The sequence below is a fragment of the Bacillus sp. FSL K6-1284 genome, assembly GCF_038002625.1.
GTDB classification, from domain to species: Bacteria; Bacillota; Bacilli; order Bacillales; family Bacillaceae; genus Bacillus; species Bacillus paralicheniformis.
Map to the genome: position 1 here is coordinate 2035114 of NZ_JBBOCW010000001.1, position 23219 is coordinate 2058332.

The 23219-nt window shown below is 40.2% G+C and carries 28 protein-coding genes and 2 pseudogenes; 26 read left to right on the forward strand and 4 right to left on the reverse strand.

The annotated features are described in order from the left end of the window. Positions 1–70 precede the first annotated feature (70 nt). The 9 genes and pseudogenes from MHB72_RS10590 (at position 71) to MHB72_RS10630 (ending at position 8268) form a co-directional block, all read left to right on the forward strand. Positions 71–226 carry a hypothetical protein gene (locus tag MHB72_RS10590; protein ID WP_180806805.1) on the forward strand — a complete coding sequence of 52 codons (156 nt, stop codon included), beginning with the start codon at positions 71–73 and terminating at the stop codon, positions 224–226. 35 nt (positions 227–261) lie between these two features. Further along, positions 262–426: a hypothetical protein gene (locus MHB72_RS10595; RefSeq protein WP_223254801.1), complete on the forward strand. Its 165-nt coding sequence runs from the start codon at positions 262–264 to the stop codon at positions 424–426. A 767-nt stretch (positions 427–1193) separates the two neighbouring features. Further along, on the forward strand, positions 1194–2159 hold the full coding sequence (gene spoVK / locus MHB72_RS10600; RefSeq protein ID WP_003182136.1) for a stage V sporulation protein K: 966 nt from the start codon (positions 1194–1196) through the stop codon (positions 2157–2159). Between the two features lie 103 nt (positions 2160–2262). Beyond that, positions 2263–3525, forward strand: a complete 1263-nt coding sequence (gene hflX / locus MHB72_RS10605; protein WP_216920656.1) for a GTPase HflX — start codon at positions 2263–2265, stop codon at positions 3523–3525. Positions 3526–3543: 18 nt separating this feature from the next. Further along, entirely contained in the window at positions 3544–4809 is a 1266-nt protein-coding gene (locus MHB72_RS10610) for a methionine gamma-lyase family protein (protein ID WP_106070744.1), read from the forward strand. A 102-nt stretch (positions 4810–4911) separates the two neighbouring features. Next, a complete protein-coding gene (locus MHB72_RS10615) occupies positions 4912–5319 on the forward strand; it encodes a MerR family transcriptional regulator (RefSeq protein WP_003182143.1) in 408 nt (135 codons plus the stop codon). A 56-nt stretch (positions 5320–5375) separates the two neighbouring features. Next, positions 5376–6710, forward strand: coding sequence for a type I glutamate--ammonia ligase (gene glnA / locus MHB72_RS10620; protein ID WP_020451550.1), 1335 nt, complete (start codon positions 5376–5378; stop codon positions 6708–6710). Positions 6711–6881: 171 nt separating this feature from the next. Then, positions 6882–7507 (forward strand): annotated as a pseudogene (locus MHB72_RS22905) (peptidoglycan-binding domain-containing protein); the annotation flags it as partial. Between the two features lie 173 nt (positions 7508–7680). Next, complete coding sequence (locus MHB72_RS10630) at positions 7681–8268, forward strand: hypothetical protein (protein WP_020451551.1); 588 nt, start codon at positions 7681–7683, stop codon at positions 8266–8268. Positions 8269–8300: 32 nt separating this feature from the next. On the opposite strand, the gene MHB72_RS10635 is transcribed toward MHB72_RS10630, so the two are convergent. Continuing rightward, positions 8301–8531, reverse strand: coding sequence for a hypothetical protein (locus MHB72_RS10635; protein ID WP_009327761.1), 231 nt, complete (start codon positions 8529–8531; stop codon positions 8301–8303). 132 nt (positions 8532–8663) lie between these two features. Between MHB72_RS10635 and MHB72_RS10640 the strand changes: the two are divergent. From MHB72_RS10640 to MHB72_RS10655, 4 genes and pseudogenes are all read left to right on the forward strand, one after another. Further along, a pseudogene (locus MHB72_RS10640) lies at positions 8664–8960 on the forward strand (type I glutamate--ammonia ligase); the annotation flags it as partial. 344 nt (positions 8961–9304) lie between these two features. Beyond that, positions 9305–9508, forward strand: coding sequence for a hypothetical protein (locus MHB72_RS10645; RefSeq protein WP_144497670.1), 204 nt, complete (start codon positions 9305–9307; stop codon positions 9506–9508). A gap of 1077 nt (positions 9509–10585) precedes the next feature. Then, positions 10586–11053, forward strand: a complete 468-nt coding sequence (locus MHB72_RS10650) for a DUF6323 family protein (protein ID WP_020451555.1) — start codon at positions 10586–10588, stop codon at positions 11051–11053. A 1-nt stretch (position 11054) separates the two neighbouring features. Further along, positions 11055–12491 carry a DUF6179 domain-containing protein gene (locus tag MHB72_RS10655; RefSeq protein ID WP_340902639.1) on the forward strand — a complete coding sequence of 479 codons (1437 nt, stop codon included), beginning with the start codon at positions 11055–11057 and terminating at the stop codon, positions 12489–12491. 126 nt (positions 12492–12617) lie between these two features. On the opposite strand, the gene MHB72_RS10660 is transcribed toward MHB72_RS10655, so the two are convergent. Next, a complete protein-coding gene (locus tag MHB72_RS10660) occupies positions 12618–12935 on the reverse strand; it encodes a hypothetical protein (protein ID WP_039072731.1) in 318 nt (105 codons plus the stop codon). Positions 12936–13601: 666 nt separating this feature from the next. Between MHB72_RS10660 and MHB72_RS10665 the strand changes: the two genes are divergently transcribed. The 9 genes from MHB72_RS10665 (at position 13602) to MHB72_RS10705 (ending at position 19266) form a co-directional block, all read left to right on the forward strand. Then, on the forward strand, positions 13602–14030 hold the full coding sequence (locus MHB72_RS10665) for an HIT family protein (protein WP_101560910.1): 429 nt from the start codon (positions 13602–13604) through the stop codon (positions 14028–14030). A 630-nt stretch (positions 14031–14660) separates the two neighbouring features. Next, positions 14661–14963: a hypothetical protein gene (locus MHB72_RS10670; RefSeq protein WP_101560911.1), complete on the forward strand. Its 303-nt coding sequence runs from the start codon at positions 14661–14663 to the stop codon at positions 14961–14963. A 241-nt stretch (positions 14964–15204) separates the two neighbouring features. After that, a complete protein-coding gene (locus MHB72_RS10675; RefSeq protein ID WP_216920660.1) occupies positions 15205–16185 on the forward strand; it encodes an alpha/beta hydrolase family protein in 981 nt (326 codons plus the stop codon). 59 nt (positions 16186–16244) lie between these two features. Beyond that, positions 16245–16466 (forward strand): hypothetical protein, encoded by a 222-nt coding sequence (locus MHB72_RS10680; protein WP_026579662.1) that lies wholly within the window; start codon positions 16245–16247, stop codon positions 16464–16466. Between the two features lie 110 nt (positions 16467–16576). Next, positions 16577–17173 (forward strand): SAM-dependent methyltransferase, encoded by a 597-nt coding sequence (locus MHB72_RS10685; RefSeq protein ID WP_145685451.1) that lies wholly within the window; start codon positions 16577–16579, stop codon positions 17171–17173. 105 nt (positions 17174–17278) lie between these two features. Beyond that, complete coding sequence (locus MHB72_RS10690) at positions 17279–17761, forward strand: DUF4944 domain-containing protein (RefSeq protein WP_216920661.1); 483 nt, start codon at positions 17279–17281, stop codon at positions 17759–17761. Positions 17762–17794: 33 nt separating this feature from the next. Further along, complete coding sequence (locus tag MHB72_RS10695; protein ID WP_216920663.1) at positions 17795–18367, forward strand: GNAT family N-acetyltransferase; 573 nt, start codon at positions 17795–17797, stop codon at positions 18365–18367. A 130-nt stretch (positions 18368–18497) separates the two neighbouring features. Next, positions 18498–18974 carry a Rok-like winged helix domain-containing protein gene (locus MHB72_RS10700; RefSeq protein WP_020451568.1) on the forward strand — a complete coding sequence of 159 codons (477 nt, stop codon included), beginning with the start codon at positions 18498–18500 and terminating at the stop codon, positions 18972–18974. A 121-nt stretch (positions 18975–19095) separates the two neighbouring features. Then, entirely contained in the window at positions 19096–19266 is a 171-nt protein-coding gene (locus tag MHB72_RS10705; protein WP_162157328.1) for a hypothetical protein, read from the forward strand. A gap of 352 nt (positions 19267–19618) precedes the next feature. Here the strand turns inward: MHB72_RS10705 and MHB72_RS10710 are convergent, their stop codons facing one another. Continuing rightward, positions 19619–20239, reverse strand: coding sequence for a hypothetical protein (locus MHB72_RS10710; RefSeq protein ID WP_020451570.1), 621 nt, complete (start codon positions 20237–20239; stop codon positions 19619–19621). A 564-nt stretch (positions 20240–20803) separates the two neighbouring features. On the opposite strand from MHB72_RS10710, the gene MHB72_RS10715 reads away from it, so the two are divergent. The 4 genes from MHB72_RS10715 to speG all read left to right on the forward strand — a co-directional run bounded on the left by MHB72_RS10715 (position 20804) and on the right by speG (position 22692). Continuing rightward, a complete protein-coding gene (locus MHB72_RS10715; protein ID WP_020451571.1) occupies positions 20804–21388 on the forward strand; it encodes a TetR family transcriptional regulator in 585 nt (194 codons plus the stop codon). An 80-nt stretch (positions 21389–21468) separates the two neighbouring features. After that, positions 21469–21801, forward strand: a complete 333-nt coding sequence (locus tag MHB72_RS10720) for a DMT family transporter (protein WP_020451572.1) — start codon at positions 21469–21471, stop codon at positions 21799–21801. Positions 21802–21803: 2 nt separating this feature from the next. Further along, positions 21804–22121: a DMT family transporter gene (locus tag MHB72_RS10725; RefSeq protein WP_020451573.1), complete on the forward strand. Its 318-nt coding sequence runs from the start codon at positions 21804–21806 to the stop codon at positions 22119–22121. A gap of 28 nt (positions 22122–22149) precedes the next feature. Further along, the gene (speG, locus tag MHB72_RS10730; protein WP_020451574.1) at positions 22150–22692 is read left to right on the forward strand and encodes a spermidine N1-acetyltransferase; all 543 of its coding nucleotides are present in this window, start codon (positions 22150–22152) and stop codon (positions 22690–22692) included. A 36-nt stretch (positions 22693–22728) separates the two neighbouring features. Here speG and MHB72_RS10735 read toward each other — a convergent pair whose 3' ends face one another. Beyond that, positions 22729–23055, reverse strand: coding sequence for a YxeA family protein (locus MHB72_RS10735; protein ID WP_217626321.1), 327 nt, complete (start codon positions 23053–23055; stop codon positions 22729–22731). Positions 23056–23219 lie beyond the last annotated feature (164 nt).

Genomic DNA, 23219 nt, shown 5'->3' on the forward strand with positions numbered 1-23219 from the left:
TAAGTGCCCATTGTTTAGACGACTCGAAAATAGGTTCATACTTTGGTTTTGGCGAAAGGGGAGCCTAATAATGAAAATGGATGAGAAGAGGAAAGAGCTTCAAGAAAAATATAGGGAGGAAATGAAAAAGAAGAAAAATCACAAAACCTATACTATCGAAACAATTATTGTAATAGCAATTGTTCTGTTGTTTATTGCTTTAAATTTAATAATTGATGAATTTTAGCTCTAATAATCATTTTACGTAGAGAGGGGTTAATTTTGGTACTCAAAGAAAGAGGGCAAATAGATCAAGAATTTGGTGCTGAAGAAATCGCTGATTATTTAAGATTAAGAGGCTTTAAGCCGAAAGTAGATGTAATGCATTTTGGAGACCATTCCGGGGGAAGCATTACTTTTGGTACAGACTCAGAAGATATTATATAGCTCTTGTTCAGTTCGATAAACCAGGAGATAAAGATCCATTAAGCAGCAAAAATGGCTTTACTCAATTAGGAATGGATTCTAAAGGACGAGCAGAAGAGATAATGATGCATTTGGTAGCATATTTTAATGGATGGTATCGTACAAATAAGGAGCCATTCCCAGAGGAAGAAGAATGGCTTAACTTATCTCTTGAATACAATGAATGCGAATAAAAACCATCGTTTTATCTAGATATTAGAAAGCTTAAAGATATAATGAAAGTAAATACTCAAATCTCAATAATTAATTGTTTCATTAGATTAAAACTAATAATAATAAACAATTGTCATCCTGTTGCTAATCTGTAGTAAAAGTAATTGATCTTGATTTAATATGCGTTAATTGCCACGCATTTCATCACTTAGGATTTACTCAATCAAAAGCTAACAAAGAGAAGATGAAAGAACTGAGCCGAGCAACAGCCGCAGCACATCTTCAAACGGATTGGCTCTATTTCCCAAAGGTCCTCATCATTCATCATTTTCTTCCGATCTAACATGTCAACCCGTTAAGCATTTACCAAAAAGGCAAATAGAAATAAAAAATTGGTTTGTCCGCACAGCCTACCTGAATACAATAAGAAATAAAGTATTTCTCGGGAAAGCGCAGGTTTCAACAAGACCTGCCCCGTCCTTCTCAAAAAACATCGGAATGCGCAGTCATGTGGGCGTCTGTCACGGCTTAAGCGCGCCATGAATAGGATATAAAGAGAGAATGGTGAGGTGAGTGTGTTGGAAAGGGCTGTTACTTATAAAAACAACGGACAAATCAATATCATACTGAACGGTCAAAAGCAGGTTTTGGCCAATTCAGAGGCTGAAGCCGAATATCAGGCCGCACTGCAAAAAAATGAAGCCAAACACAGCATTCTGAAGGAAATTGAAAGGGAAATGAACACGCTGGTCGGGATGGAGGAAATGAAGCGCAATATTAAGGAAATCTACGCCTGGATTTTCGTCAATAAAAAGCGCGAAGAACAAGGCCTTAAAGCCGGAAAACAGGCGCTACACATGATGTTCAAAGGAAACCCGGGAACCGGAAAAACGACCGTCGCCAGGCTGATCGGCAGGCTTTTTTACGAGATGAATGTTCTCTCAAAAGGCCATCTGATCGAGGCGGAGCGCGCCGATCTTGTCGGTGAGTACATCGGTCATACGGCGCAAAAAACGAGGGATTTAATCAAAAAAGCGATGGGCGGAATCCTGTTCATTGATGAAGCCTATTCCCTTGCCAGAGGCGGAGAGAAAGACTTCGGCAAGGAGGCAATCGATACATTAGTCAAACATATGGAAGATAAGCGGAACGAATTTATTTTAATCCTCGCCGGATATTCGCGGGAAATGGATCATTTTCTTTCATTAAATCCAGGCCTTCAGTCAAGGTTTCCGATCAGCATCGATTTTCCCGATTACTCAGTCAGCCAGCTGATGGACATTGCGAAACGGATGATGGCGGAAAGGGAATATCAGTTCAGCCCTGAGGCCGAATGGAAGCTGAAAGACCATCTGATGGCCGTCAAAAGCACGGTCAGCCCCGCGAAGTTCAGCAACGGCCGCTTCGTCCGCAACCTGATCGAAAAATCCATCCGGTCGCAGGCGATGAGACTGCTGATGGGAGACTGCTATTTAAAGAATGACCTGATAACCATTAAAAGCCAGGATCTCGACTTGAAGGAAGACGCGCCGCACGTATAATGGCGCGTTCTTTTTTTATTTTCGAGGATTTCTGGCAACCGTTCCCTTCGTTTGTTATGATAGTACTGCTTATTGACTAACGTTAAGAAAGGAACATGATCATTTGAACGGACAGGAAGTCATGAAAGAGAAAGCCATATTAGTCGGATGCCAGCTTCCGCACGTATCTGATGAGCGTTTTTCATACTCGATGGAAGAGCTCGCCGCGCTGACGAAAACGGCCGATGGAACGGTTGTTTCCACGGTCACGCAGAAGCGGAACCGTGTCGATGCTGCTACATATATCGGAAAAGGAAAAGTAGATGAATTGTCGGTGCTCTGTGAAGAGCTGTCGCCCGATGTTTTAATTTTTAATGATGAATTGTCGCCGAGTCAGCTGAAAGCGCTTGTCACAACGCTTGACGTGAAAATTATCGATAGGACGCAGTTGATCCTCGATATTTTCGCCAAACGCGCGCGGACAAGGGAAGGAAAGCTGCAAATTGAGCTGGCGCAGCTGCAATACGCCCTCCCGCGGTTAAGCGGCCAGGGAATCAACCTGTCAAGGCAAGGCGGCGGAATCGGAACAAGAGGCCCAGGGGAGACAAAGCTGGAAACCGACCGGCGCCATATCCGAAACCGGATTCATGAAATCAATGTTCAGCTGTCTACCGTCATTCGCCACAGAAGCAGATACAGAGAAAGAAGAAAGAAAAACGGCGTACTGCAAATCGCGCTCGTCGGCTACACCAATGCAGGGAAATCGACATGGTTTAACAGGCTTACAGACGCCGACAGCTATGAAGAAAACCTGCTGTTTGCCACACTTGACCCGATGACCCGCAAAATGACGCTGCCGAGCGGATACAGCGTGCTGCTCTCAGATACGGTCGGGTTTATTCAGGATCTGCCGACGACTTTGATCGCGGCTTTCAGATCGACGCTCGAAGAAGTAAAAGAAGCCGATCTGATTCTTCATATGATCGATTCTTCACACGAAGACTACGAAGGCCACGAAGCGACGGTCAAGCGCCTTCTTGAAGAACTTGAAGCCGACGATATTCCCGTTTTAACCGTCTATAACAAAAGAGACCGGAAGCGGCCGGATTTCATCCCTTCTTCAGGGAGAGGGCATATCATGACGAGCGCCAAAATAGACGGGGACCTGCCGCTGTTTAAGCAGGCGGTTGAAGACTATCTGAAAAGGGAGCTGCTCGTTCCGTATGACGTAAGGATTCCTGCTTCAGAAGGAAGGCTCTTGTCGAGAATCAAGTCTGAGACAATGGCGAACAGCACCATTTTTGACGAAGATCGCGAAGCATATGAAGTGAATGGATATATTCTCCCTGACCAAAATATTTTGGGAGAGCTGAAGAAGTATATGTAGGAAAGGACACTGCAGAACATGTTTGAGACATTAAAACACGGAGATCTACTAAAGAAAACGGCGGTAGAGGCTGAAGCCGATATCGCTCAAATCCATAAAACAATTGATGAAATCAGTGAACGAAATGAGTGGAGGGTGCTTGAAAGCTACAGAAAGCACAAAGTATCGGATACGCATTTCACACCATCGACTGGCTACGGCTACGATGACATCGGCCGCGATACGCTGGAAAAAGTCTATGCCGACGTCTTCGGCGGTGAAGCGGCCCTTGTCAGACCGCAGATCATCTCGGGAACCCATGCGATATCAATTGCTTTATTCGGCGTTCTCCGCCCGGGGGATGAACTTCTTTACATCACAGGCAAACCGTACGATACCCTCGAAGAGATCGTCGGCGTCAGAGGTGAGGAAAACTCGGGGTCTTTGAAAGATTTCCAGGTCGGATACAGCCATGTCGAGCTGACTGAAGAAGGAGCCGTTGATTTTGACCGCGTGGCAGCTTCCGTCACACCGCAGACAAAAGTTGTCGGAATCCAGCGCTCAAAAGGATACGCAGACCGTCCGTCTTTTACAATTGATGAGATTGAGAAGATGATTCGCTTTGTTAAAGAAGTAAACGAAAACATCATCGTTTTCGTCGACAACTGCTACGGCGAATTTGTAGAAGAGCGTGAGCCGTGCCATGTTGGAGCGGATCTGATGGCAGGCTCGCTGATTAAAAACCCGGGAGGCGGCCTCGCTAAAACAGGCGGCTATATCACCGGCAAGGAAAAATGGGTGAAAGCCTGCTCCTACAGAATGACGTCACCTGGAATCGGAAGTGAAGCCGGTGCGTCGTTGTACACCCTTCAGGAAATGTACCAGGGCTTTTTCCTTGCGCCGCATGTCGTCTCCCAGGCATTAAAAGGAGCCGTGTTCACAGCCCGCTTTCTTGAAAAGCTCGGCTTTAGGACGAATCCTTCGTGGGACAGCAAGCGGACCGATTTGATCCAGTCTGTCGAATTTTCCACCCCGGAGCAGATGATCGCGTTTTGTCAGGCCATTCAGTACGCTTCTCCTGTCAACGCCCATGTGACACCATATCCGAGCTATATGCCGGGCTATGAAGACGATGTCATTATGGCGGCCGGCACTTTTGTACAGGGAGCAAGCATTGAACTATCAGCGGATGGCCCTATAAGACCGCCTTATGTGGCATATGTCCAAGGCGGATTAACCTATTCCCATGTGAAGAATGCGATATGCAGTGCTGTGGATGCGCTCATGAAGCAGGGATTAATGTAAAGAAAATAAAGAATATTTTCATGTAAAGAATCCTTACATCATGTTGACACATTATATAACATCACATATAATAAATTTATATAAGAAAAGGAGGAAATTGAGATGAGTGATAAAATTCGCCGCTCAATGCCCTTATTTCCGATAGGTATCGTCATGCAGCTGACCGAACTGTCCGCAAGACAAATTCGGTATTATGAGGAAAATGGACTGGTATTTCCTGCAAGAAGTGAAGGGAATAGACGTTTATTTTCATTCCATGATGTAGATAAGCTGCTCGAAATTAAAGATTTGATCGAACAAGGTGTAAACATGGCGGGGATCAAACAAATTTTCGCCAAAACAGAAAACGAACAAAAAGAAGACAAACAAGACAAGCCGAAAAAAGCAGAGAAACACAACTTGTCGGATGAAGAACTGAGAAAACTGCTGAAAAACGAGCTTATCCAAGCAGGCCGTTTCCAAAGAGGGACGACATTCCGCCAGGGAGACATGTCCAGGTTTTTTCATTAATTTGTTAGCAACTGCATTGCTATATACATTTACCTTTTAGAGGAGGAGTTTTACGAATGGCAAAGTATACAAGAGACGATATTGTTAAACTAGTAAATGAGGAGAATGTAAAATATATTCGCCTTCAGTTTACAGACATTCTTGGAACGATTAAAAACGTTGAAATTCCTGTGAGCCAGCTGGAAAAAGCACTTGATAATAAGGTTATGTTCGACGGCTCTTCAATCGAAGGATTCGTCCGCATTGAAGAATCCGATATGTACTTGTACCCTGATTTAGATACATTTGTGATTTTCCCGTGGACCGCCGAAAAAGGTAAAGTAGCCCGCTTCATCTGCGATATTTATAATCCGGACGGCACGCCGTTTCAAGGCGATCCGCGCAACAACTTGAAGCGCATTTTGAAAGAAATGGAAGACATGGGCTTCTCAGATTTCAATCTTGGACCGGAGCCGGAATTCTTCCTGTTCAAGCTTGACGAAAAAGGCGAGCCTACCCTTGAACTGAACGACAAAGGCGGATACTTCGACCTTGCGCCGACTGACCTTGGCGAAAACTGCCGCCGCGACATCGTACTTGAGCTCGAAGAAATGGGTTTTGAAATCGAAGCGTCTCACCACGAAGTTGCACCTGGACAGCACGAGATCGACTTTAAATACGCTGGAGCCATCCGTGCTTGCGATGATATCCAAACGTTCAAGCTCGTCGTTAAAACAATCGCGCGCAAACACGGCCTGCACGCAACATTCATGCCAAAACCGTTGTTCGGCGTAAACGGATCAGGCATGCACTGCAATCTATCACTCTTCCGAAACGGCGCCAACGCTTTCTTTGACAAAGACACTGACCTTCAGCTGAGTGAAACGGCAAAGCAATTCATCGCCGGCATCGTCAAGCACGCAACAAGCTTTACAGCTGTGACAAACCCGACTGTCAACTCTTACAAGCGCCTAGTTCCAGGCTATGAAGCACCTTGCTATGTGGCATGGAGCGCGCAAAACAGAAGCCCGTTGATCCGTATCCCGGCTTCCCGCGGCATCAGCACGCGCGTAGAAGTCAGAAGCGTAGACCCTTCTGCGAACCCGTACCTTGCTTTGAGCGTACTTCTTGCAGCAGGACTTGACGGCATCAAAAACAAGCTCGAAGCACCGGCTCCGATCGACCGCAACATCTATGTGATGACAAAAGAAGAGCGCCTCGAAAACGGAATCGTCGACCTTCCTGCGACGCTCGCAGACGCTCTCGAAGAATTCAAATCAAACGAAGTCATGGTCAAAGCCCTCGGCGACCATCTATTCGAACACTTCGTCGAAGCAAAAGAAATCGAATGGGATATGTTCCGCACACAAGTCCACCCTTGGGAGCGCGAGCAGTATATGTCTCAGTATTAATCTAGGAATCCCTTGGCACCGTTGGTGTCAGGGGGTTTTTTGTTTTTGTGGGTATTTTTAATATTTTAAGAGGGAACATTAATCACCCACAAATCACCCACAAAAAATCAATAAAAAAATTACTCCATTATCGTGGAGATATACTCTTATATCTATTCATTGAATCCATGTCGATCCTGTCCGGCTCCGTCGGTAAGCGATTCAAGCCATCTGGCGGCATTCAGGAAAAAAGTTAATGCTCTGTTTGGGAATAAAACTGTGTCAAAGACAACATCAACTACGAGCCAGTCAAGCAAATCCACAGGGACCATTCTGGAAAAAAGGGTCGTCCGGTTCCAAGGTCAAGTCGCTGCAGAAACGCTTGAATGCCGCTGGCTTCTTTCTGCCGAAATACGGGGCCGATGAGTCTTAAGGGGATGAATCTGTGCAAGCTGTTAAAGCTCTGCAAAAGAAGGCGGGTATCGCGTTGGATGGAATTTACAGACCGGCTACAGAAAAAGCGCTCGTAGCTATTGAAGCGAAAAAGAAAAAGCCTTCCTCAAACGGCAAAAAATCATCCTACCCGCTGCCGTCTGGCATATATAAGGTAAAAAGCCCGCTGATGAGAGGGACGGCCGTCCGACAGATTCAGGATGCGTTGGCTACCCTCTATTTCTATCCGGATATAGGAGCAAAGAATAATGGCATAGATGGCTATACGGGCCGAAACGGCGAACGCGGTCAAACGGTTCCAGCTGATGTACGGGCTGTCTGCGGATGGTATTTATGGGCCGAAAACGAAAGCAAAACAAACTTGAATCATTATTGCAGTGAAGACAAGGTCCTCTATCTCGAGAACCTTCTTATACTAATCTTTTATCAGATAGAAAATTTAAAGTTCGTAAAATTTTCAAAAGGAAATTTTCCATATAGTTGGTTTATATGTTAATATATTACTTGTAAATATAAACTATAGGAGGTTGTTTTTGGTATGAAAAGTATGAAGGCTAGGGTGTTAATGGTTTTTTCAGTATTTGCACTCCTAACCACAGTAGTATTGACTACGCCAGCGGCTACGGTACAGGCAAAAAATGCAACAGAAAGTTTGATCAATCATCAAGAAGTTAGCGATGTTGTGCAAAATGTTGATGAAAAAGTCATGGAAAAAGCGAAAAAGTTTGTAAAAGAAGCATTGAAAACCAATGATGATTTTACATATTCTGTAGACCGTCAAAAAGCACTCCAAATTGGTTTTTCTGTAGATCAAGTAACAAATATGGCGATGTTTTATGAAAACTTGCCAACAGAACAAGTGAAATTTTTAGAGGAAGGGAAACAGGTTGCGGTAAAAGGCGATAATCAAATCAAGCCTATGTTTGTGCCTGCGTTACCATGGGTTGTATATATTTCGTTGCAAGAGTTAATTGCAATTTTAACAGCTGTGGGATTAGCTGGTGTTGCTCAAAAGTTCTTAAAAGACATTTACACACATGGGATTAAAGAAGCATGCAAAAAGTTTTCAAAAAAACATAAGAAGATTAAAGCCTTCTGTGAAAATAATGGATATCCAACAAAATAAAAATAACTCCTGGATTAGTTCCAGGAGCTTTTTTATAAGTAAATCGCCAATAAAGCCGCTAAGACAGCCATAATAAAGTAATCACTACTATCCATTTTCGTGCCGTTTTTAACAAAAACATTTAAAGCCCAATTCAATTTTGTACCATCGACCGTCTTTGAAACAAATTTTTTGCCGATATTGTAATACAGCACGTTGAAAAAGGCGTATGCAACTGAACAAAGCAAATAGAGCAAGATAAACTTACCAAAAAACAAAAGCATTGCTGGTCACTCCCACATTTTGAATTCTTTAACCAACAACTTGATTTTACCAAAAATGTTTATAATAGAAAAGGAGACGTTTGTAACATCTTCACCTGTCAAAAGAGGAATTTTTTCGTGATAACTATAGACTTGAGTATACAGTTTGTAGCAGGACTTGGCGGCATCAAAAACAAGCTCGAAGCACCGGCTCCGATCGACCGCAACATCTATGTGATGACAAAAGAAGAGCGCCTCGAAAACGGAATCGTCGACCTTCCTGCGACACTCGCAGACGCTCTCGAAGAATTCAAATCAAACGAAGTCATGGTCAAAGCCCTCGGCGACCATCTATTCGAACACTTCGTCGAAGCAAAAGAAATCGAATGGGATATGTTCCGCACACAAGTCCACCCTTGGGAGCGCGAGCAGTATAAGTCTCAGTATTAATCTAGGAACCCCCCCTGGCACAAGTGGTTCCAGGGGGGGTTTGAATTTTGGTCAAAAGATTGGGTGACCAAAATATGAAGTTTCAATCTAACTCCATAATCGATGAGACCTAACCTTCGTAATCTTCGATTCTATCTTGGTCAAGTTTCTTACTGATATTGGGAGTAAACATCATCTGCTTTTCTTAATATATTTCATGTCTGTACCTGAATTCCAAGAGTAAAACCACGTGTGTTAGGCGAAAAGTGTGGTCAGCTTGGAATGACGCGGCAAAAGTGACCAAATACTGATTGGAATGAATATGTTATATTTAGGGGAACAATAAGCGAAGGGGAAACTATTAAATGTTTGAGTTGGATAAGATGATAAACAAAGTAAACGGCCTTAAAGAAGAGCACGCAAAGGGAACCCTTAAGATTATTTGCGGAAAACTGGATAATCTAAAACACGCGGGTGGTCAATATACAGAGAAAGAATTTGTTGAAGATATTCGATCAATGATTGAGGATTTTCCAGAATTGGATAATAAAGAAGAGAATAATGAATAAAAAACCCTTCTTGCAAGAAGGATTTTTTTATAACAATACCACACCGACGACATATACGATCGATTTAGTTATAAACAATTTTTTTAAAACGGGAGGTTTTGAAAAAGCGAAATAGTAATAACTAAGGTTGATAAAGAGCCCAAAGATATCAAAGATACAATTTTTCGGTTGTTTTGCTTTTTTGGAGATTTACTTAATTCATAGATTAATGTACTCCATAAAAGTATGGATGCCAAAATAATAATACTCATATACACATAATCCTCCTTTTTATGGTTAACATTGTCATCTATTTTACCACATTTAGGATTGAGATGTCGATGAAATAAGCATCTTTATTTCATTCTTTGACTGAAGAACAAAACCGTTTGTTTTCAACTCGGATATTATAGTTCCTTCGAAGTTCTCACTATGAACACTGGCATTCACTTACTCTCTAGTATGAGTTCCTTATTGAAATGTCTTTATTTCTTTTGTTGTCGAAAATGAAATGAAAACCTATCATAATCCAGAACAGAAAGAGGCATTGAAACAAAAAGGTTAACAAAATGAGGTTGCGAGCTGCAGCCTTTTTAGTTTGAAAAAAGTTAGTACAAATGGAAAGAAATCATCCAACACGCTGTTGGCCGGCATCTTTAAAGTGACAAACGCATGAAATGAAGGGAGCGGCTGTACGTAAGGTTCAGGAAACGTTGGCTGTTCTTTAGCCCTAAGAGAGCAAGGTATTGACGGCAATACGGTCAGAAAGCGGCGGGACCGTCACTGATGGTATTTACGGGTCTAAGACAAAAAATAGAAAAGTTAAATTACACAACAATTAATAGAATGAAGTATAAGCAGATAAAAATTTTGAAAGAAATCTGTTGAGTTGAAGGGAAATTAAAATTGGTCTTGAGGAATAAAAAGCTGATTTAAGAGGGAAAGAAACAATGCTGCTGAAAAACAACTATTGACATATGTAAGTAAATAGAATAAATTAATTATTGTTATAAAAAACACCTAATTTTATCGTAACACACAAGATATAAAAAGTCAATGTTTTTTAAAAAAAAGATGCTTTTGAAAGGAAGAGAGGTTATGAACTTATCTCGTTTTTTGAATTCCATTCAATTATCCCCTCAATCAAAACCTATGATGGAACTGCTTGAATTAAATGAAAAAACAAAAGAGCATGGCTTGATCTTAACACCCAGCGATATAAAAACATTAATCGTTTATAGAAATAAAGTGCTTCATGATCATGGACGTATAGAGCTGGGGATTGAAGTACTAAAGGAATTAATTGAGGTGTTTGCTGCTTCACCCTATATGGATGAGGATCATGATGTCGAAACGTTAATCGAGCTTCAGGAGATTTTTTATTATCTCAGAAATGAAACAGAAGATAAGATAGGTGACATGAAACTGATTCATCAGATGATGGAGTGTTTTAACGGACCTTCTGCGGGGTCTTTAGAGTTATTAAGAAGTAAAATGGAGGAACTCGCGGAGAGTTTCAGAAGAAATACGATGAGAAGTGAGTCTTTATATAAAGGTGATGAATAACATGGGAAAAGAAAATACTTTAAATCGCTATGATTTGGTTTCAAATTTTACGATTGATAAATCAAAGTTAAAGCAAAGCCAATTTATGTTGTCGCTTCTAAAAGAAGGCCAAAGGGTTGGAGTTATTACCAGCGAAAAAGCTTACAAGATACAGGTAGAGATTATGCAAATCCTGCAACGATTGATAGGCCAGTATACCAAAGGGGAAAGTACGTCGGTTACTACAGAAACGGCGGAAGGGATTATGGTTTCCCTCATGTATGCAATAGATGCTTATGCTCTCCATTTTGAGAAACCTGAAGAGGTTATAGTACATTTACGTTCTGATAGTATAAAAAAAATATATACCAAAGGTGTCGAATTACTTCACTGTTATTTTGAAGAAGCTAAACAATTGTATCAATACGTAAAAAAATTAAAGTTAGATGTGCCTGTTGATGCTTATAATTTAACCATTGACGAATCGTTACCTGTATTTATGAATCATTATAATATTATTTTTGAAGCTCAAAATACGATGGCGAGCATTGACTATCCTTTAGCTATTGACAACATGGAACTGCAAGGTGTTTTTTATATTAAACAGTATTTAGAGCGACTGCTGATAGAAACGAGATTCTGTCACTTTTTTAACCATCACGATCTAATGTATATCTTGACAAACTTCGGGAGAATATGCCGCTTTAATTATCGCATAGAACTTTTTAATATTTTTGAGTTAATGATAAACAATGCTGTTTTTTCACTGCTATCCGGGGGCAAAGCCAATCAAGTCAGAATTTCTGAAGTTCAATATGACAGGTTGAGTCGGTTGTTAAGTGATTGCCATGCTGATAAAAGGGCAAACTTGATTAACGAAGCATTTGATCGGTTACAGCGGGATTTAAAGACAGATCAAACGATTACTGATTATATCAATTTGTATCGCAATGAATGTATTCAAAGGGTAAATAACGCTGCGGAAATTGATGGCTTCAAAATGTTGATCATCAGAGAAATTGAAGAGAGAGAAAAACCAATAGCGTTAATGTTAAATGAAAATGATCGCATGAGTGATATTGAAATGCGGAAATTGGTGGATTGCATCATGGAAAGAAAAAACACAGCAGAAAAAATATCGCTGATCCGCGATCATTTTGTTTCACTGCATGATTATTTGGATTTGCTAAATTCGGGATGTCTGTTTGACGACGAATATAACGCACTTTTTGCTACGTTTGGGAATTTTGAATTGGCCATTTTTGCGAAAATTGTATTTTATGAAGAATTAAGAGGGGGAATCCTCAATTTCATTGACATTGTTGCTGACTGCTCTGAAGCAAAGAGCGAGTGGGAAACATATTATATGAAATTTATTAAACAATTAGAAGATGAGCGCATTGCAACGATTGGACAGCTCATCAATGATATTGACTATGAGGAGATATCGTTTTATTAAGTTAAAGACGTTTTTATAAGTTCTTTTACAAAGGAGAGTCTAAAGAAAGACGAAGATAAATAACAGCACTCGATAAATGCAATCTTATCCCGCCAAGAAAGTTATTTTTCAACACAACTTAAAAGCTTAAAGTAATTCTACTCCAACTTGCTTAGTGAATTTTACTTTTATTCTCTCTTCTTCTCCAATACTTACAACCATGAAATTTTCAACTTTCTTAATGCTAGTTACGTTTTGAAAAACACCTGTAAATACCGCGAAATCTTTATAGGTTATATCCAGGCTGCAAGTTAGTTGATAAACATCCAGCGTCAAAATTAACTTGAAGTTTTGATTATCTTTATAAGTATAAATAAATTCGCCGGCCTCTGGATCATCAGCTATACTGGCTGGCTCACTCTCAAAAAGTTCTAGTAAATCATATTCATTATATTTTATAAACATCCAACTGACTCCTTAAAATTATAGTGATATTAATGAAGTTGAAAAAACCGCAGATCTTTAACTATATCGATCATTACTGGGCAATAAGAATTTCTGATTTTCAATCGCAACTCCAAACGCTGTCTTAAGGAAATAACTCATGTATCAATCGAACTGTATCTATATATAGGTTGATATGTTATTATCTGTATATAAAATAAGGTAGCATGTTAAGCTGCCGACAAATGATTAGATTAAATGAAAGAATTCGAAGCAATGAAAAATTATCAGAAGGGGAGATTGTTATTAGATTTTTGCCGCCGGTTTTCGCGGGTATTGCTGTATTTTTAGTGACTTTTTATATTGAGTATTCTTCCAAAAATTTATCCTTGGAGAATAAACTTATACTCAATGTTGCAGCGGCAATTGTCGGGTGTATTTTGGGAATGTTTATAAGAAAAAGAAATCAATATTAAAGAGACCGATTAATAAAGTTCGGTTTCTTTCTCTATTTTAACATGCAGGGAAAATATTCTTTGGATTAATAAAGGAAGGTAATCATTTCGAATTTCGGATTAAACATAGCTAGATCATTTTTCAAATATCTCTAGTTTATAAAGGATCTTAACGAGTTGTGAGTTTGGGCATCCGAAAAAACTTCAGAAAGAGAGGGACACTTAACAAAGTGTGGGTAGTCAAATGGACAAATGTATATTTTGTGAAATCGTTAGTCAAAAAATTTCAAGTTATGAGGTTTATAAAAATGACGATGTAACAGCATTTCTTGATATAAATCCTGTTACATGTGGCCATACAATAATCATACCAAATAAGCATATTGAAAGACTGGATCATATTAACGATCCCCATCTATCTAATGAAATAATGGATTCTTTAATTAAAGTACCTCAAATATTAATTCATTCAGGCATTTGTGATGATTACACGATACTCTCAGACAACGGTCACTTTGCTCAGCAAGATATTAAGCACCTGCATTTTCATGTCATACCGAGACACATGAATGAAAAGTTTGAATTCAAATTAAACACCGACTTTACTGCAGCTGAGAAAAGTAACTTACTTTCGGTATGGAGAAAGATTACAGGGAGATGATGAGAAAAGATTGTCCTAGAATTTAAAAATGGAAAGATGATTTGATATGATCTCGTGCAGGTTTTGCTGAATTCATCATTTCGTCCAGAAATTCTTTCCTTTGTTGTATAATGGTGATGATTAACAATGGTTGCAAGGGAGTAAATTATGTTTTTAATAGCTTTTGTATTGGCGTATTTTATCAAGCAGCCGATATTAAGTATGGGGACACTTTTTCTTTTCATCTACGGATTTAGATTTTCTTCTAAAGGCATTAATGCTGAAAAATACGATTGTTATATTAATCAATATAGACTTATATTTTGCTTCGTCATCCCTTTCCTTAATTTTTATATGTACTGGACAACGATAGGAGGGAATGCGGGAGTCGGGTTTACGTTTAGTCCACTTACCCTGATGCAAAAGCTGTCTTTCTTGTCCCAAGTTATTTTGATATTATTACCCGAGATTCGCAAATTTTTATCTCGTAAAAACTTCATTCATATTGATGAAAAGAAGCAGAGATTAGCATCGGTTTTGTATCCAATTGCTTTAATCCTAACAGTTTGTATGGCATATCGGTAAGGACCGTAAGCAAAGGCCTTACTCTACATAAAAGTTGCATCCACTATACTTTAAAGGGGACTATTGATGAATTTCGATCCGGAAAAACTAAGGAAATTTCTTAATTGCGCGTCAAACCCATCAAACCCAATGGAGACAAAAGTAAAGAATTACTATGTGAATCAAGAGATTCAAGAGTTTGCATCCTTTGATATTGACTTTGAAAATGTAGACATCGCCCTGCGTATTGCCGGTATGTTGGGGAAATCCGCCACGAAATTTACGATAAATCATTTTCTTTTCCCTGATACGAACAAAATAGATTATATTCAATTTATAATTTTTGAAATTAATGATCCAGAACTATTAGCATTTTTAGAACAACTATAACAGCATTCTTGTTTGAATACAGTTCTCTTGGTGAAAATAAAGCAAGTTCTACCCGATAAACCCGCAGCAATCATAATTACCTTTGATATTTGGTGTTGTGAACAGCCCCTTTTGTCAAGGCAGCTTCGTGGATTCATCAGGCTCAGCCGATTAGATGGCCAATGGTCTGTGTGAAAGGACTTGGCGGAACTGCCTTCAATCAAAAAAGCACCATTACTTATACCAATCAGGAGGACAAAAAGTGTTTTTGGCAAAGATGATCGATCGTTTAGCGTTATATGATTTGCACAGGAAAAGAAGTAAAGAAAAACATTTTTCCGCTTTTTCATTGGATTCGATTGACAGGGACGAATTCTATCAAGCAAAAGCGGCTGATGTCTCCTTTACTCTTCATGAAGCGAGAAAAAACTATTTGGCTGGACATTTCAGCTATGAATCTATCATTCCATCCGGAGACCCTGTCAATGATAGTTTAAAAGGCGAGGTTTTTTTAAATAAGAATGATATAGATCAACCTAATGTTATTTTTGTACACGGCTGGCGAATGGATTCATACGACAGAATAAAAAAGATATTTCATGATCGGATGATGAACGATTTAGGCTGGAACATGTACTACTATTCTCTTCCGTATCATTTTGAAAGAGAGCCGGAACATTCGCTTTACAGCGGTGAATTGATGATAAGTGCGAATTTGAATCGTACAGTTGAATCAACAAGACAAGCTGTCGTGGATTTACGGGCACTCATTCACTGGATCAAAGCAAATAAAACCGGCCCTGTTATTATAGTGGGCGTCAGTTTAGGCGGGTGGGTTACAAATTTAATGGCTACCCTTGAGACTGAAATCGACATCGTGGTATCGATATTTTATGCGAATCGTCTTTCTTACTCGATATGGAATACCGTCCCGGGTAAATTCATAAGAGAAGAATTGGAACAATACGGTGTGACATATGAAGATTTACAAACATATTGGGAAATTACAGATCCCAGTCAGGCTGTGCCGAAAGTTAACAAAGATCACATTTTGCTGATTTCCGCCGTTCATGACCAATATGTTCACTTAGAGGATGCCGATAAGTTATGGGAAAGCTGGGGGAAACCCGAAAGACATCTCTACAATTGCGGCCATGCCGGAATTGTTCTTTGTCGTAAAAAGCTGGCATTAGATACGATTTCTTTCATCCGAAAAAAATTAAAGCAGCTTCATGAGGGATAATTTCTTTAATTTATTAAAAAGCTGGCAATTTTCAAAATGTGCGAATAGGAGGTTTTTTTATGTACTTTGTTTCCGGATTTGTTTCAATTTTGCTGGGTCTATTAACGCTGTTTTTCTTACAGGTGTTATCTGTTGCTTTTCCTCATTATATAATGGATGCAGATGGCAATAGTGAAGCTTCGGTTTATTTTCAATCATCTGTATTGTTTTATCCTGTTTTGCTTCTCATTTTAGGCGTCATCATGATTATTGTTCATTTGCGAACAAATGATAAGGGTTAATTCGAAGGAGAGTATCGAGTTTGACTGCGAAGCGAAAATGAGATGCATCATCTAAAAGAAACGGGTATATCATTGATATGAAAGCTTCTAAAAAAAGGAGAACAAAAACGATGAACTTTTGGCACGAGCGCTTTCAAGATGAGAACTATGTGTATGGAACGGAACCGAATGCGTTTTTGGCAGATTCGCAGAAAAAACTTCAATTGTCGGGTGATGCTTTAGCCATTGCAGAAGGCGAGGGGCGCAATGCGGTTTTTTTAGCAGAACAAGGGATGAACGTCACGTCATGGGATTATGCCGAGTCAGGGTTGGAGAAAACGAAAAAGCTTGCTGAAACCCGTCATGTATCGGTGAAGACGGAGCTTGTTGACTTAAATGAAGCGTCTTGGAATCAAGGGCAGTGGGACGAGATTGTATGTATTTTTGGACATTTTCCAGAAGAGCTGCGTCGAAAAACACTTCTTGGAGTAAAAGAAGCCGTGAAGCCCGGGGGATTTTTCGTGACGGAAGTGTATTCGACGCACCAAATTCCTTACAAAAGCGGCGGGCCGCAGGATCCGGAGCTTTTATATACACCGGAAGAATTTTTACAAACCTTTTCAGATTGGCGTATTGTCCACTTTTTTATGGGAGAAGTCGTTCGTCATGAAGGGGCTTGGCACAACGGCCTGTCTCATGTCATTCAATTTATTGGTCAAAAGCGCTGAATACTCCGGGGAAATATGATTTTAAAAAGGTGCCGTTTATGGCGCCTTTTTTGCGTAACTTTTTTCACCGTCATCACTACTATTGTGATGAAAGCGGGGGAAATGATGAAAAACAAAAATGGACTCAAACGGCTGCTGATGATCAGCAGCGCATTTCTGCTTTTAATTGGCGGGGGATATGTCAGTGCAATGATCTTCGGAAAGAAAGTGGTGTATGAAGGAGAGGGGGAAAGCGGTCTGTGGCATGCTTCGATTGAGAAATCAGATAAAACGTCAATCGGGCCTAATTATTTTTTGAATTTGTATTGGGATGGTGCGAAAGAAGATGCGAAAAGAACGATTGTGAAAACAATCACCTTATACATAAACGGCAAAAAGTATGATGACAGAGGAGAATACGCTCTTTCTGAGTATACCGGAGAGGAAATGGATGACGGAGGCCATATGGAAGATCATATCGCGACTTTTGATTTTATGCCTGAAGAGGATGTCATCGGGCATGCGTTATCAGTCAAAGTGGAGTGGAAAACCGGAGATGAAGAGAACGCAGAAATAATGAAATTAACCAAGATTCCGTGGTATAAATGAAACGACAATCACTGAATAAGGAAGTGATTTAAAATGAATGAAATTGAGATCAGAAGGCCGCAAATTGACGACGTTGAAGAGCTGAATCAGTTTTTCAGAATCGTGGTCGAGGATACTTTTGCTAAAGAGGGGATATCCGATCTGCTTGATGATCAAGAAAGTGAAATTGAAAGTAAGAGGCAATACTTGAAAGCAGACTTAGACAGCAAAGGGAAGAGCCGGCATTTTTTTATCGCTTCAGATCAACGTCTGAATAAAATCATCGGTACAATCGAATATGGCCTTGCAAGCGAATTGATCGATATCTGTACGGATGGGGCTTTAAAGGATTTATATGAGGTAGGGACGGTATTTGTCCACCCGGATTATCAAAGACGCGGAATCGGGTCTTTGCTGTTCAACGTTATGTTTTTGACCTTTCTGAATCGGGGAGTGAAGGAATTTTGTTTGGACAGCGGTTATCCCGGTGCACAGAAAATATGGAAGAAGAAATTCGGCGAGCCTGACTATATGCTGAAGGATTATTGGGGGAAAGGATATGATCATATGATTTGGAGGAGACGGACGAAGGATATGCCGATTGATACAAGAACATCAATAACGTAATCATCCTTTATATTCCATATATGTTTTAACGATAAAAAGAACTTTTCTTGAATTTATTTTTAAATAAATTGTTAAAGTTAAAAAAGTCCTATAAACTATAATGGAATCTTAATTTTAGGATGTGGGAGATATGTTCGACGAAAGAGAAGCGTTGCGTTTGAGACTTGAACAGCTAGGTGATGCGGAGATTCAGGTGATGCGGGAATTGCGGAAAGAACGACAAGACATTTATTCGAAGCTGCGTGAATTGGATCGGGAGAGTGATCCCGCAATTAACAAAAAATCTTCATTAATCGACTTGGCAAGCGCTGCAGCAGAGGAATTAAAACAATCCCAGATTGCCGCTGACAAACATCCGCCCATCAAAACTCCATCTCATACTATTTTCCAATCAAAAACAACCATACAGCGTGAGGCTGCCTTAAACATTTTAAGCCGCTATGAAGAGGGCTTGAAAGGCATTAAGCTCAAAACTGAAATCGAGAAAGAAACCGGCTTTCCGATTAAAAACATGACAACATTTATGAAGAGCTTAATGAAACATCGCCCAGATATTAAAAAGCCTGCCCGCGGCCATTATATTTTGCATAAAGAAAAAGACCTTTGAGGTTTTCGTCATTATTCCAGATTCATATTGTCATAAATCAGAGCGGAATCTTTAAAAATTGAAACCAAACAACACCTATATCGTATATTTAGCTAAAACTAATGCAAGGGTGTTCTACATGTTGGATAAAAAGAAATACTTCATGATTATGGTACCGGCTTTAATTTTAGCGTTTTTATTTCAATTTTTTGTTCCCTCAGAACAAAGGTACTTGGGGATTGTGTTTATTTTAGCAGGCGGGGTGATTTATTATCTTTGGGTGCATATAGAAAAGGACAAACAGAAAGATTGAGCGCATCCTTTGATTTGCGAATCCACTAAAAAAACGTCTATATAGACGTTTTTTTGTTATTGATATCCATTGTTAGCCAACCTGCTGGGCGGCAACCGACTGAGCCGGTAAACAAATGCTCAAGCAGCCGTTTCTCCCAGATTTTATCGATCTTTTAACTTTAAGGCGTAAGCTTTGAACTGTTAAGAGCTTTGATACTTAAGCTGTAAACGCTGAACGTTGAGCTTTGAGCTTTTATCTCAATGTTGGCACAGCGTCTCTTTGGCTGTGCAGATGAAATAAAAGGAGGGAGTCACCTTTCCCTCGGAAGGTGTTTAGTTTTATCGGTTTTCGGTTGGCTAACAATCGGCCGTTAATCGATTTTGATTTTGGTGAGTGTATTGCTCTCGGACAATGCAAAGTCAACTTCCATTTCAAAGTCCTCGATCTTTTTTGACAAGGAATCGATCTTCTCTTTTAGGTTCAGCGGATCGATGATTTTTGCTTCATTTTCAGCGAGGAAAGATTTGACGATTTCCTGGTTTTCAGCCGCTTTTACTTTGCCGTCTTTTCCGAAAAGAGTCTCCAGATGTTTGTCTAGTCTTTCTGTTACTTTTTGATTGACGCTCTCGGCCTCGTCGACTAAATCAGCGTACACTTCTTTCAGCTTATCCAAAAGCTGAATGTCGTAGCTGATGGAGGTTTTTCTTTCGATGGCTTCAGCCACAGTCATCTTGACTCCGGCCACTTCGATTTTGGTCGTCGCGTTGGATACAACAATGGCAGACTTAATGGCATTTCGCCTTTTGATTAAGGCTTCAATTGATTGATAATCGGCTTTCGCCCTAGTTTCCAAGTCTTCGGCTGTCCGAAATCCGTTCGGCAGTTTCTTTCCGATCATCAAACCTCCGAATGTGCTCTCATTTACGGCCCGCTTGATTCTTTTATCCAACATTTTGAGTTCGCTTAGTGCTCTGGTGATCGTAAGTTCCATTCTATAGCCCCTTCGTCGTTTATATATTTAAAAAAGCTCTTTATTTACTCATTAGAGTAATGAATGATTATATCATATTGATTTTCCAAGTGTTATATTTTTTGTGCATATTTTCATATAGCATAATAGTCCAAAAAGATTCATAGAAAGCTGTAGGAGGTCTAATCGATTGTTCGATTTCATGATCACTATGCATTGCATTTCTCTTTAAAATGAACAGGGAGATCAACAAAAAAACTTTTAGCAAAAGAAAAGCTTTGCTGAGAACTTTTCCTAATTCCTATTGTTTGTCTTTGCTCCGTTTCACTGCAAAACATATTGCGAGGACGGCTGCGATAAGAGAGGCAGCTCCGCATGCCAGCTTGATCAGCGGTTTCAACAATATCAACTCCATCTGTTTTCGGTATATGTGTAAAGTATAAAAGGGATTCATATCCAAAGACAGCTTATGCTTAGGATTTTAAAGAAATTTTAAGGAAATAAGTCCTGCGCCGCCCGGTTGACAATGAAAAGCCGCTCCACTAAAATGAATGATAGTCATTCATTTTTAGGGAGGTCTGCAACATGCCAAAGCAAACGTCCGGGAAATATGAAAAGATTTTGCAGGCGGCCATTGAAGTCATTTCTGAAAAGGGGCTGGATAAGGCGTCGATTTCAGATATCGTGAAAAAAGCAGGTACTGCGCAGGGCACTTTTTATCTTTATTTCTCATCCAAAAATGCGCTGATTCCAGCGATCGCGGAAAATCTTCTGACACATTCTTTGGACCATATTAAGAGCAAGGTCGACGGAACCATGTCTTTCTGGACCGCCTTGGACATCATGATCGATGAGACGTTCAACATGACGGAACTTCATCAGGATATTATCGTTCTTTGCTACTCAGGTCTTGCCTTTGACCATTCGATGGAAAAATGGGAGGCGATCTATCAGCCTTATTATTCCTGGCTTGAAGGACTTATTGAAAAAGCAGTTGAGAAAAACGAGGTCATTCCGGACATCAATGTGCGCTGGACGGCCAGAACGATTATCAACTTTGTCGAAAACACAGCGGAACGTTATTACATCGGGGCGGAAAAAGACGAAGAGCTCAGTGTGTTCAAAAAAGAAATATTTACTTTTCTGAAGAGAAGCATAGGAACCAAGTGAAAAATGACCGGCTGCAGCTGTTCATTTTTTATCGGCCTAAAAATGACTGACGTTCATTCACAACAGGAAGGGTGTTATCATTGAGTTGGCTCCTCGTCATTATTGCGGGTTTTTTGGAAGTGGTTTGGGCCTCAGGTCTTAAACATGCGGATTCCTTCGCCGATTGGCTGATGATCTTTGTACTGATCGCGGCAAGTTTTCTCATGCTGATACGATCTTACAGGAACATTCCGATGGCGTCGGCTTATACCGTATTTGTCGGAATCGGAACGGCCGGCACATATGTGACGGGTGTTTTTATGGGCGAACCCTTTTCAGGAGGGCAAATATTTTTTTTGATCGTGCTGTTGGGAGGCATTATTGGCATGAAAATGTTTACAAAAGAGAACAATACCCAGTCAGGGGGTGATTGATCATGCCGTGGTTATTTTTGGTGATTTCTGGAATCGAAGAGGTCATTGCCGCCATCGCTATGAAATATGTAGACGGCACAAGAAAAAAATGGCCGATTATTGTCATGGTATTGGGGTTTGCTTTGTCTTTTTTCTGCCTTTCGAAAGCCATGCAGGCACTTTCAGCCGGTGTTGCCTATGCCGTTTGGACCGGGATCGGCAGCATCGGCATTACGGCAGTCAGCTTATTTTGGTTTAAGGAGCGGATTCGCGCTCCGCAGCTCATCTCACTTGGCTTTATTATAATCGGGGTGATCGGCCTGCGCCTTACATCATCTTAAATTTTAATTTATATTGGAGGTTGCTGATATGTTCAATCAGCTTAAATTGCGTCCGCTCGAAAGAGAAGACCTTCCGTTTGTCCACCGTCTTAACAACGATGCGAAGATTATGTCGTATTGGTTTGAAGAACCGTATGAGACTTTTGTTGAGCTGCAGGATTTGTTTGACAAACACATTCATGACCAAAGCGAACGGCGCTTTATCATAGAGAAAGAGACTGAGATGATCGGATTGGTTGAGCTGGTCGAAATTGATTATATTCACAGACGGGCGGAGTTTCAAATCATCATTGATCCCGAGCATCAAGGGAACGGGTATTCGTCAAGCGCAACGTATTTGGCGATGAACTACGCGTTTTCCGTTTTGAATTTGCACAAATTGTATTTGATCGTCGACGAAGATAATGCAAAAGCGATTCACTTGTATAAAAAGGCAGGGTTCACAATCGAGAGCGAGCTGCAGGATGAATTTTTCGTTGACGGCTATTATCGTAACGCTATTAGAATGTGCATTTTTCAGGATGAATTTTTATCACTTAAAAAAAGCAAAAAGGAAGGCATGCAAGGATAAACAAAAGAGATGGCGCCGCCATCTCCCGCATGTTTTTTAATTTTTCACACCTAATCGATCTTTGGCTTTGTCGGGAATATCGTCTTTTTCAACCTCTTCCCACGATTTCACGCCTTTATTTTCAGAATAGAAAAGCCGTAAAAACGCGCCTGTACGAAGGTTTTTATCAGCTGTGAATTCCATTGTTTTTTCTTGACCGTCCTCATCAAAACCGGCCAGTTCATATTTGAAGACGGAGTATTCCTCGCCGTCGTCAAACTTCGACGTGTCTTCCTTCCCGTTTCCGGTAATGTGAACATAATATTCGTCTGTTCCCACACGGTTTAAGTTACATCCGCTTAATAATGCGGTAAATATGATCATCAGGCTGATCCATACGATATGCTTTTTCACAATTTCACCTCATTTATCATTCTAAGATTCATTGTCTGATAAAAAAATCGAATAACGTGACATGAACATTACACTTTTGTAAGGGATCGTTCGGCACACTCATCTTGAAACGGGAGATTAAATTTCAATATCCT